At 70.3% G+C, this 10,152-nt stretch carries 9 protein-coding genes; 5 read left to right on the top strand and 4 right to left on the bottom strand.

Features of this window, described 5'->3' with window-relative positions; genetic code table 11:
- Nucleotides 1-776, top strand: a 776-nt coding sequence (locus VIR15_RS20815; protein WP_331931347.1) for a S1 family peptidase, incomplete at its 5' end; no start/stop codon positions are given.
- Nucleotides 777-826: 50 nt separating this feature from the next.
- Here the strand turns inward: VIR15_RS20815 and VIR15_RS20810 are convergent.
- On the bottom strand, nucleotides 827-1,633 hold the full coding sequence (locus tag VIR15_RS20810) for a GNAT family N-acetyltransferase (RefSeq protein ID WP_331931345.1): 807 nt from the start codon (nucleotides 1,631-1,633) through the stop codon (nucleotides 827-829).
- Between the two features lie 34 nt (nucleotides 1,634-1,667).
- Here VIR15_RS20810 and VIR15_RS20805 point away from each other — a divergent pair, with 34 nt between their 5' ends.
- Entirely contained in the window at nucleotides 1,668-3,074 is a 1,407-nt protein-coding gene (locus tag VIR15_RS20805) for an NAD(P)/FAD-dependent oxidoreductase (protein WP_331931343.1), read from the top strand.
- Between the two features lie 92 nt (nucleotides 3,075-3,166).
- On the opposite strand, the gene VIR15_RS20800 is transcribed toward VIR15_RS20805, so the two are convergent.
- The gene (locus tag VIR15_RS20800; RefSeq protein WP_331931341.1) at nucleotides 3,167-3,688 is read right to left on the bottom strand and encodes a hypothetical protein; all 522 of its coding nucleotides are present in this window, start codon (nucleotides 3,686-3,688) and stop codon (nucleotides 3,167-3,169) included.
- Here VIR15_RS20800 and VIR15_RS20795 point away from each other — a divergent pair.
- Nucleotides 3,678-4,193, top strand: a complete 516-nt coding sequence (locus VIR15_RS20795; RefSeq protein WP_331931339.1) for a hypothetical protein — start codon at nucleotides 3,678-3,680, stop codon at nucleotides 4,191-4,193. The genes VIR15_RS20800 and VIR15_RS20795 overlap by 11 nt on opposite strands.
- A 321-nt stretch (nucleotides 4,194-4,514) precedes the next feature.
- Here VIR15_RS20795 and VIR15_RS20790 read toward each other — a convergent pair whose 3' ends face one another.
- Nucleotides 4,515-5,642, bottom strand: coding sequence for a M24 family metallopeptidase (locus VIR15_RS20790; RefSeq protein ID WP_331931337.1), 1,128 nt, complete (start codon nucleotides 5,640-5,642; stop codon nucleotides 4,515-4,517).
- Between the two features lie 30 nt (nucleotides 5,643-5,672).
- Here VIR15_RS20790 and VIR15_RS20785 point away from each other — a divergent pair, with 30 nt between their 5' ends.
- Together VIR15_RS20785 and VIR15_RS20780 are read left to right on the top strand one after the other, a co-directional pair.
- Nucleotides 5,673-6,218: a YbhB/YbcL family Raf kinase inhibitor-like protein gene (locus tag VIR15_RS20785; protein WP_331931335.1), complete on the top strand. Its 546-nt coding sequence runs from the start codon at nucleotides 5,673-5,675 to the stop codon at nucleotides 6,216-6,218.
- 117 nt (nucleotides 6,219-6,335) lie between these two features.
- Complete coding sequence (locus VIR15_RS20780; protein ID WP_331931333.1) at nucleotides 6,336-9,797, top strand: TM0106 family RecB-like putative nuclease; 3,462 nt, start codon at nucleotides 6,336-6,338, stop codon at nucleotides 9,795-9,797.
- Nucleotides 9,798-9,801: 4 nt separating this feature from the next.
- Here VIR15_RS20780 and VIR15_RS20775 read toward each other — a convergent pair whose 3' ends face one another.
- Nucleotides 9,802-10,011, bottom strand: coding sequence for a dodecin (locus tag VIR15_RS20775; protein ID WP_324142868.1), 210 nt, complete (start codon nucleotides 10,009-10,011; stop codon nucleotides 9,802-9,804).
- Nucleotides 10,012-10,152 lie beyond the last annotated feature (141 nt).

Genomic DNA, 10,152 nt, shown 5'->3' with positions numbered 1-10,152 from the left:
CGGCTCCCGCCGCGACCGCCGGCGCGAGCGCTGACCGGCTCACCGCCCTGAGCAACGCGGTCGACAGGTCAGGCGTCGATGGCATCAGCTGGCACGTCGACTCCGCGGCCAAGCGCGTCGTCGTGACCACCGACAGCACCGTGTCGGCCGGCGAGGTCGCCACCATCAAGCGCGCGGCCGGCGCCGACGCCGGTGCCATCCGGTTCGAGCGGACCCCAGGCGTGCTGCGTCCCCTCGTGTCGGCGGGCGACGCGATCTACGGCACGAGGTACCGGTGCTCGCTCGGCTTCAACGTCGTCCAGGGCAGCACGTACTACTTCCTCACCGCCGGCCACTGCGGCAAGTCGGAGAAGAACTGGTACACCAGCGCCAGCCGCTCGACCCTCATCGGCCCGACGACGGGCTACAGCTTCCCCGGTAACGACTACGCGCTGGTGCGCTACAGCAACCTCTCGCTGTCGCACCCCGGAGGGTTCTCCGTCGCGGACGCGTTCGTCGGCGAGAAGGTGACGCGCGACGGCTCGACGACGGGTGTCCACACCGGCACGGTCACCGGGCTCAACGCCACGGTCCGTTACCAGGGCGGTGGCACGGTGTCCGGGCTCATCAAGACCAACGTCTGCGCGGAGCCCGGCGACTCGGGCGGCCCGCTCTATGACGGCACGAAGGCCCTTGGGCTCACGTCCGGCGGCAGCGGCGACTGCACGAGCGGAGGGACGACCTACTTCCAGCCCGTCCGCGAAGCCGTGAACGTCTACGGGGTCACCATCTACTGAGGGATCCAGGGTGAGGGACTCGATCTCCACCGGGCCGGCGGCGAACCTCCTCACGGAGTGAGGAGGTAGGGGGTCGTCGTCGCGACCCGGTGGAGGCCGAGGCGGCGCAGGATCGGCTCGGAGTCCGAGGACGCGTCGACTCGCACATAGTCCTTGCCCCGGGCAAGGCCGAGGCGGGCGCGGTGCAGCAGCGTTGCCCGGTAGAGGCCCCTGCCGCGCCACTCGGGGTCGGTCGACCCGCCCCAGAGGCCGGTGAAGGGGCTGTCGTCGTACTCCGAGCGCGCGGAACAGAGCACCGGGCCATCGCGGAACTCCTCGATGACGACGACATCCATCGTCTCGGGCTGGGCCTGCCACCGCTCGTAGAGCGAGCCGCTGACCCAGACGGGGTCGTCGCCCCAGACCCGTCGGTAGAGGTCGCGGATGCGGTCGAAGTCGTCCTTGCCGTCCACGGCCCGGACGACGAGTCCGTCCGGGAGGAGGATCTCCTGCACCGCGAGCGGGCGAGCCTCGCCGAGGATGAGGGCCTCGTCGTCCTCCTTGACGAAGCCGGCGGCCGTGAGGCGGCCGCCGAGGTCGGGTGGCTCGTCGTAGTCGTAGGTCTTCCACTCGAGCTCCTGGCCGCGCTGGCGGAAGAAGTCGCGCTGGGCGGCGATGATGCCGTCATAGGCGGCAGGATCGGGTCCCAGTCCTTGGGGGCAGTCGACGGTCGCGTGCTTCGTCGGGTCGATGCCGTACTCGCGCCTGATCGGACCGTCCCACTCGACGCAGTAGCCGTCGATGGGAGCGGGCAGCACGAGACGGGAAGTCTCGTGGAAGACGCGCAGCAGTTCGCTCTGGATCGAAGTGCCCTTCACAGCGACACCCAACCATGGTCGAATCCGGTGCACCATGGCTTTCTCCTCTGCCCTCGCCCACAGCCTCGCCGATGCCCGGCCGGACGTCTTCTGGACGGATCGGCCCGAGTTGCGTCCCACCCCTCGCCCCGCCCTGACCGGACACGCAGGCCGCGCTGATCTCGTCATCGTCGGTGGCGGTTTCACCGGCCTCTGGGCCGCGATCCAGGCGAAGGAGGACGACCCCTCCCGGGACGTGGTGCTGCTCGAGGCGGGGCGCCTCGGGATTGGCGCCAGTGGTCGGAACGGTGGGTTCGTGTCGCCCTCGCTGACTCATGGGTTGGCGCAGGGCGTGGCACAGTGGCCGGACGAGATCACGACCCTCGAGCGCCTGGCGTCGGAGAACTTCGCCGGGTGGCAGGCGACGCTCGTGGAGCACGGCGTCGAGGCGGACTTCCACTTGCCCGGTGAACTGACGTTGGCGCTGACCGCGCACCAGGTGAGTGCCGTCCGTGATGCCCATGAGCTGCATCTGAGGCACGGCAAGCCGGTCGGGCTGCTCGACGCCGCGGGCGCTCGCTCCCGCGTCAACTCGCCGCTCTACCGGGCCGGGTTCTTCGACCCGGACGTGGGACTCGTCGACCCGGCACGGCTGGTCTGGGGTCTCGCCGAGGCCGCGGAGGCGCTCGGCGTCCGGCTGCACGAGGACAGCCGGGTCACCGGCTTCGATCTCGACGGCACCGGCGTCAGGGTGGCAACGGAGTGGGGCAGCGTCCAGACCGGCCGGGTGATCGTCGGGACCGGGGCGGCGCCCGGGGTGCTTCGGCGGTTCCGGGCATGGGTCCTGCCGGTCTACGACCACGTGCTCATGACCGAGCCGTTGAGCCCCGTGCAGCTCGCGTCGGTCGGCTGGGAGGGCCGCGAGGGGCTCACCGATGCCGGGAACCAGTTCCACTACTACCGAAGGACGCTCGACGACCGGGTCCTGTTCGGCGGGTACGACGCGAACTACCACTTCCCCGGCCGCATCGACCCGGCGCTGGAGCAGCAGGAGGGGTCGCACCGACTGCTGGCCCGGCACTTCTTCGCGCTCTTCCCGCAGCTCGAGGGCGTGCGCTTCACGCACCGGTGGGCCGGGGTGATCGACACGACGTCACGCTTCACGCCGGTCTTCGGTACCGCGCTGGGTGGTCGGCTCGCCTACGCGATCGGCTACACCGGGCTCGGTGTCGGGTCAACGCGGTTCGGGGCCCGGGTGGCGCTCGATCTGGTCGACGGTCGCGACACCGAGGCGACTCGGCTGCGCATGGTCCGGGACAAGCCGATTCCCTTCCCGCCCGAGCCGATTCGCTATGCCGCCGTGCGCGCCACCCGGGCGGCCCTTGCAGCGGAGGACCGCACTGGGCGACGGGGCCTGTGGCTCAAGGCACTCGACCGGCTCGGTGTCGGCTTCGACTCCTGACTCCCCAGGAGCGCCACCGCTCGGCGCGTCGTGGAGGAAACCCCGTCAGGACGTGGCCGGACAGGGCACCATGTGATCTCAGTGGTTCCACATCATGCTGCAGCCAGCCGGAGGTTCATAGTTCGCGCCAGAAGGGTTCGCCTGATGAAGCTGGAGTTGTCGGCGAGAGTCGCCGCCCTGACCGTCGGCGGCGCCATGCTGCTCACCGCGTGTGGGGGTGGCGGCGGGGTGAACCTGCCCACCCTCAGCCCATCCCGAACGGCCAACGTGTCACCGACCGCGACACTGCCCGCGGTGACACCGCCGACAGTGACTGAGCCGACGGTGACCCTCCCGACGCCGAGCCTGCCGACGAGGACCACGTCCGTGATCGCAGAGCCCACGTCGCTGCCGCCGACCATCACCAGTCCCCCGACGCCGACACCTACGGAGCGGACAGAGACCTCGAGCCCGACCGCCACACCCACCGAGCCGAGCCCCACACCCACCGAGCCGACTCGCACACCGACGGAGACGACGAACCCGGCGTCGCCGGCGCCGACACCCACAACGCCCGAGACGACCGCCGTCGCCCAACCCTCCGCGCCGAGCACGACGGTCGCTGTGGAGAGCACTGCCACAGAGTCCGAGGGCGTTCCGGCGTGGGTCTGGTGGCTACTCGCGGCGATCGTCATTGCCCTCGCTATCGCCGTTCCCGTGCTCCTCCGCAGGCGCCGGATGGACCGATGGCTGGAGGACTTCGAGAGGGCGCGAGCCGAAATCGTTTGGCTCGCGAGGGAGCTCATACCTCAGCTCCGCCAGATCGGTTCGCGAGAGCTTGCGGCCGGCGGGATCGAAGTGTCGTCCGCCAGGATCATCGCGACCGAGGACCAGCTCACGGCTCTCATCGCGTCGGCTCCCGACGACGTCACGCTTGAGCGATCGCGCATCTTGCGCGACGCGCTGCGCGACGCCCGCACCCGCCTCGACGCTGTTGCGTCGTCCGGCACCGACGAGACCCTGGCCACTGATCTCGACGAGGTCGCCGGCGTGCTCGAGGCCGCACTCGCCACGACGGGCCCCACCGGCACCACCGCAGGAACCGGACCCACACCAGGCCCCACGGACCAACCGTCATGAGCGCCTGTCGACACAGCGCTTGTGTCGAGTGTGCTGGCACCTGAGGGACGAATGACGGGACGAGGTGTTGCGGCTCCTGCGTCGGCACGGAGCTCGACCGGGTTTCGTCCCGTCATCGCTCCCGTGCCGCTGCTGACGCACCACGCGCGCACGGCCACACGACGGGGCGAGCGAGCCCAGCGGCATACGACAGCGCTTGCGTCGAGTGTGCTGGCACCTGAGGGACGAATGACGGGACGAGGTGTTACGGCTCCTGCGTCGGCACCGGTGTCGATCGGGTTCGGTCCCGTCATTGCTCCCCGACGGAGTAGCAGCGCGGAGTCAGAGGACGGTGAGGTCGCGGAGGCGGTGGTTGAGGCGCTCGACGCCGGTGTCGGTCACCACGACGATGTCCTCGATACGCGCCCCCCAGCGGCCAGGGAAGACGATGCACGGCTCGATGCTGAACGTCATCCCCACCTCGAGGGGCAGGTCGTTGCCCTCGACGATATAGGGCTCCTCGTGCACGTCCAGCCCGATGCCATGGCCGGTCCGGTGGATGAAGTGCTCACCCAACCCCGCCTCGACGAGCACGTGGCGAGCCGCGCGGTCGATGTCCTGGCAGGTGACGCCAGGGCGCACCGTGTCGACAGCGGCCTGCTGTGAGTCGAGCAACGCGGAGTACGCGGAGGGCACGTCGGGCTGGGAAGCCGGCCCAGCGGCATACGTCCTCGTGCTGTCCGAGCAGTAGCCCGAGGGAAGGGGGCCACCGATGTCCACCACGATGACGTCTCCGCGCTCGATGACGCGGTCAGAGACGGCGTGGTGTGGGCTCGACCCGTTGGGACCCGAGCCGACGATGACGAACTCCGCTGTGGCATGGCCCTCCTCGACGATCGCGGCGGCGATGTCGCTGGCGACCTCGCGCTCGGTCCGACCAGGACGGAGCCATTCCCCGACCCGCGCGTGGACGCGGTCGATGGCTGCCCCAGCGGCTCGTAGCTCGGCGAGCTCCGCGGGCGTCTTGCGCATGCGCAGCTCACGCACGATCGGCCACGCCGGGCGCTGGTCGACCGCCCCGGCATCGCGCAGCTGGAAGAGATGGAGCGCCGTCGTCGTGTCGGAGAACGCCAGAGGTCCGGGGTCGAGGCCGGCCAACGCGAGCGAGTGGGCATTCTCGCCGTCGACCCATGGACGAACCTCGACGCCGAGGTCGGCGAAGGGGACGTGGCCGAGGCCGGCGTACTCGAGCTTTGGAACGACGAAATGGGGTGCGAGCGCCGGATCCGCGGGCACGATGAGGGCAGTGAGGCGCTCGAAGGACGCCCCCGCGATCCCGATGAGGTAGCGCAGGTCCGAGCCGGGCGACACGACGACAGCCGACACGCCCGCAGCCTCGGTGAGGGCCCTGAGGCGGTCCAGTCGGTCACGCGCCGTCGGGACATCGATCGGAGAGGAAAGGACACCCATGCTCCCGACCTTAGGTGGGAGGCTGGACTGGTGGTCGGCTCGAGTCGGATGCTGGTGGTCGTGGCGCTGGCCGCGATCACGACCGGATGTGGCGGGCCTTCAGGCGACCAGGAGGTACCCGTGACCGTGCCGACGTCGATCACCGTGACGAGCCCCGCGTTCGCTGCGGGCGAGGCGATCCCGCTGGACTACACGTGCGATGGCGCAGGCCGGATCCCGTCCCTCGCCTGGAGCGAGGTACCGGACGACACCGGTGCGCTGGCACTCGTCGTGGACGACCCTGACGCCCCGAGCGGTACGTTCATCCACTGGGTCGTGCTCGACCTGCCCGCCGAGACCCGCGGGCTGCCGGACGGGCGACTGCCAGCCGGGACGGCGCAGGCGCTGAACTCGGGCGGGCGCGTGGGCTGGTACCCGCCCTGTCCGCCCAGGGGGACGCATCGCTACCGCTTCACCGTCCATGCCCTCTCGCGAGCGACCGGCGTCCCCGACGGCGCGCCGCTCGAGCGGGCGCTGGCCGCGATCCGCGGGTTCGCCGTTGCTTCGGGGACCCTCGAGGGCACGTACTCGCGCTGACGCTGCCCCTCCTGCCAAGGGTCGGTCCGGGCTGCGCGTCCGCGGGCCTCGATGAGACCGTCAGTGCCCGGTGCTATCAATGGCTCAAGACAAGATGGGTCGATCGGGAGGGTCGCTGTGTTCCTGTTGGGCGAGCGGGTGGTGTGGTCGGCTTCCGACCTTGCCGCGTCGACGGAGTGCGAGTACCGCGTCGCACGACGCCTCGACGTCAAGCTCGGCCGGATCCAGCCGGTGGCCGAGCCGGCGGACCCGCTGCAGGAGCGCATCGCGACGCTCGGTGACGAGCACGAGCAACGCCTGCTGCGCCGCTATGTCGCTGAGGGCGTGGTGGCGATGGTCGACCGACTCACCGGCGCCCACACCGAGGAGCGACTTCAGGACCTGCACGCAGCGAGTATCGACAGGTTCTCGCAGGGTGGCGTCGTCTACCAGCCGGGCTTCTTCGACGGCGAGTTCTTCGGCTATGCCGACTTCGTCGAGCCCTCTGCCCTGGGCTGGGTCGTCGCCGATGCCAAGCTCGCCCGGAGCGCCAAGCCGAAGGCGATGCTGCAGGTCGCGTCCTACGCCGACCAGCTGTCGCGGGCTGGGCTCCCGGTCGCGCCGCAGGGTGCCCTGTTGCTCGGTGACGGGCGGCGTGAGGTGGTGCCGCTGCACGACGTGGCGCCAGTCTTCCGGGCCCAGCGCGAACGGCTGCGCGCCATCATCGCAGAGCGCCTCGCCGCAGAGCGAGCGCTCGACTGGGGCGACGACTCGCACACCATCTGCGGCTACTGCCCGGAGTGCGTGGACGCCATCGCTGCGCATGATGACCTGCTCCTCGTGGCGGGGCTGCGCCGCGACCAACGGCGCAAGCTGCGCGAGGCCGGCATCCGGACGCTTCGCGCGCTCGCGGCCACGTCGGAGTGCCCGGCCGACCTCAACGCGACGACCTTTGCGACCCTGCGCACCCAGGCCGTCGCGCAGGTCGGGCAGCTCGAGTCCGGCACGGTCCGCTTCACGAGGGCGGAGCGGCCGGCTGGGGAGCCGCCGGTCTCGCTGCCCACGCCCTCGGCCGGCGACATCTTCTTCGACTTCGAGGGCGACCCGATGTACAGCGAGGACGATCCCGCGGTCGCCGGGCTCGAGTACCTCTGGGGCCTGCGGCTCGCGAACGGCATTGGGGGCCAAGGTGAGTTCGTGCCGCTCTGGGCGCATGACTACGCACAAGAGCGCGAGGCGTTCGCGGAGTTCATGCGCATCGTGGCCGAGCGGCGCGAGCAGTGGCCGGACCTGCACATCTATCACTACGCGCCCTACGAGACGACGGCGCTGAAGCGCCTCGCCGGCCGCTACGGGATGCTCGAGGCGGAGCTCGACGACCTGCTCCGGAGCAAGGTCTTCGTCGACCTCTACTCCGTGGTGCGGCGCGCAGTGGTCGTCTCCCAGCCGTCGTACTCCATCAAGAAGCTCGAGCCGCTCTACATGGGCGTCGAGCTGCGCGAGGGCGACGTGCAGAAGGGTGACGTCTCCATCGCGGAGTACCACCTCTTCCGGCTCGATCGCGAGGTGGGCGACGAGGAGTCCGCCGCGACACGCCTCAAGGAGCTGCAGGAGTACAACGCCTACGACTGCCTGTCGACGCAGCGGCTGCGCGACTGGCTGCTCGACGCGGCCGAGGTGCCCGTCGGGGCACCAGCCGGCCTCGAGGACAGTGGCTCCGGGCAGCCCGAGTCCCCTCTCGCGCTGGAGCGAGTCCGCCTGACCCACGAGCTCTCCGGACGGGCGGAGACCGTCCATGACCCGGAATCCGCTCACGCCTGGCGGCTGCTCTCCGCCGCCGTCGGCTACCACCGGCGCGAGGACCTCCCGTTCTGGTGGGACCACTTCAGCCGACTCAACCGAGAGGTCACCGAGTGGGGCGAGGACCGCGACGTGTTCGTCGTGACACACGCCGAGGTCATCAGCGACTGGGCCACGACGGGGCGACAGACGAACCCGCGACGCAGGATCCGGCTCACCGGCACCTGGGGTCCGGGCAGCTCGTCGGCACCGACGGTGTATGCCGCGTACGCCCTCCCGACACCGCCGGGAATGCAGGAGCACGACCAGTACGCCTGGCACACCAAGGAGCTCAAGGTCTCGGTTCCGGATCCCGACAACCCTGACGTCCTCGAGGTCGAGGAGACCTGCCGGCCGGGCGAGGACTGCGACGACCTTCCCGTCGCGCTGACGCCGACCTCGGTCCCGACCAAGACCGTCGAGCAGGCGCTCCACCGCTATGCCGGCGCGGCGCTGGCAGGGCACGACGACCCGGTGGACGCGGCGTGGGACCTGCTCACCTGCCAGCCGCCCCGTCTCATGGATGAGCAGGCACTCCCGCCGCTCCAGGCCGGCGGGGACGCCGTCGCGGTTGTCACGCGGGCTGCACTGTCGCTCGACCGCTCCTACGTCGCCATCCAGGGCCCGCCCGGGAGCGGCAAGTCGTGGACCGCCGCGCAGGTCATCCGGAACCTCGTGGAGCAGCATCACTGGCGGGTCGCCGTGGTGGCCCAGTCCCATGCCGTGGTAGAGCACCTGCTCGACGGGATCATCGAGCACGGGCTCGACCCCTCCCTCGTCGGCAAGAGCAGGCGCAAGTCCCACCGCCAACCGTGGGTGGAGGTCCGGGACGGCGGACCCCATCGCGCCGAGTGGGTCGCGAGGCACCGGGCCGAGAATCGCGGGTGCGTCCTCGGAGGCACCGCGTGGACGTTCTCCGCGGAGACGCTCGCCGACGCCTTCGACCTCGTCGTCGTCGACGAAGCAGGCCAGTTCTCGCTCGCCAACACCGTGGCCGTGAGCACCGCGGGACGCAACCTGCTCCTCCTCGGCGACCCGCAGCAGCTCCCCCAGGTCTCGCAGGGACAGCACCCGGAGCCGGTCAACGAGTCCGCCCTCGGCTGGCTCATGGGCGAGCACCAGACACTGCCCTCGACCTTCGGCTACTTCCTCGCGACCTCGTACCGGATGTGCGAGCAGGTCTGCGCGCCGGTGTCCAGCCTCTCCTACGAGGGCCGTCTCGCCTCGAGTGCTCCCGCACGCGGGCTCGACGGGATCGAGCCGGGCATCGAGCGGATCGAGGTCGCGCACGGCGGCAACCGGACCGACTCCCCCGAGGAGGCCCTCGCGGTCGCCGACCGGGTCGACTCGCTCCTCGGCACCCCGTGGACGGAGGACGGCACGACCCGCCCCCTCAGGGAGCGCGACGTCCTCGTCGTCGCCCCCTACAACGCCCAGGTCGCCCTCATCCGCCAGACCCTCGCAGCCCGCGGGAGGACAGAGGTCCGAGTGGGAACCGTGGACAAGTTCCAGGGCCAGCAGGCGCCCGTCACGATCGTCTCCTTGGCGGCTTCCTCGCCCAAGGAGGCTGCCCGTGGCATGGGCTTCCTGCTCAACCGCAACCGGCTCAACGTCGCGGTCTCGCGAGCCAAGTGGCTCTCCGTCATCGTCCACTCACCGGAGATCACGCACTACCTGCCGCACACCGTGCCCGGCCTTCTCGAGCTGGGTGGCTTCCTCGCCCTGCTCGACTCACGCGGTGGGGCGACGCCTGCCGGCTGAACCGTCATTCCTCGATGCGGAAGCCCACCTTGACGGTCACCTGGTAGTGACCGATCCGGCCCTCCTCCAAGTGGCCACGGATGTTGACGACCTCGAACCAGTCCAGCCCGCGCACCGTCCTGTTGGCCCGGGCGATCGCCCCTGCGATGGCGTCGTCCAGTGACGACTCCGACGTGCCGACGATCTCGCTGATGCCATACGTGTGCGCTGCCATGATGGTTCCTCTCCACATCGTCGCCGACCCCGTCGTCGGGCCTCCATCGTCGACGGCACGAGAGGCCCCGGTCAACGTTCGCGGCATTCCTTTTTGTCTGCATTCCAATGCAGCATTTACGGTTTCTTGACCGAAATGTGG

The sequence above is a fragment of the Intrasporangium sp. genome, from assembly GCF_036566125.1.
Classification (GTDB): Bacteria; Actinomycetota; Actinomycetes; order Actinomycetales; family Dermatophilaceae; genus Intrasporangium.
The sequence above is the reverse complement of the archived record's forward strand: the minus strand, read 5'-3'. Positions and strand labels throughout refer to the sequence as shown.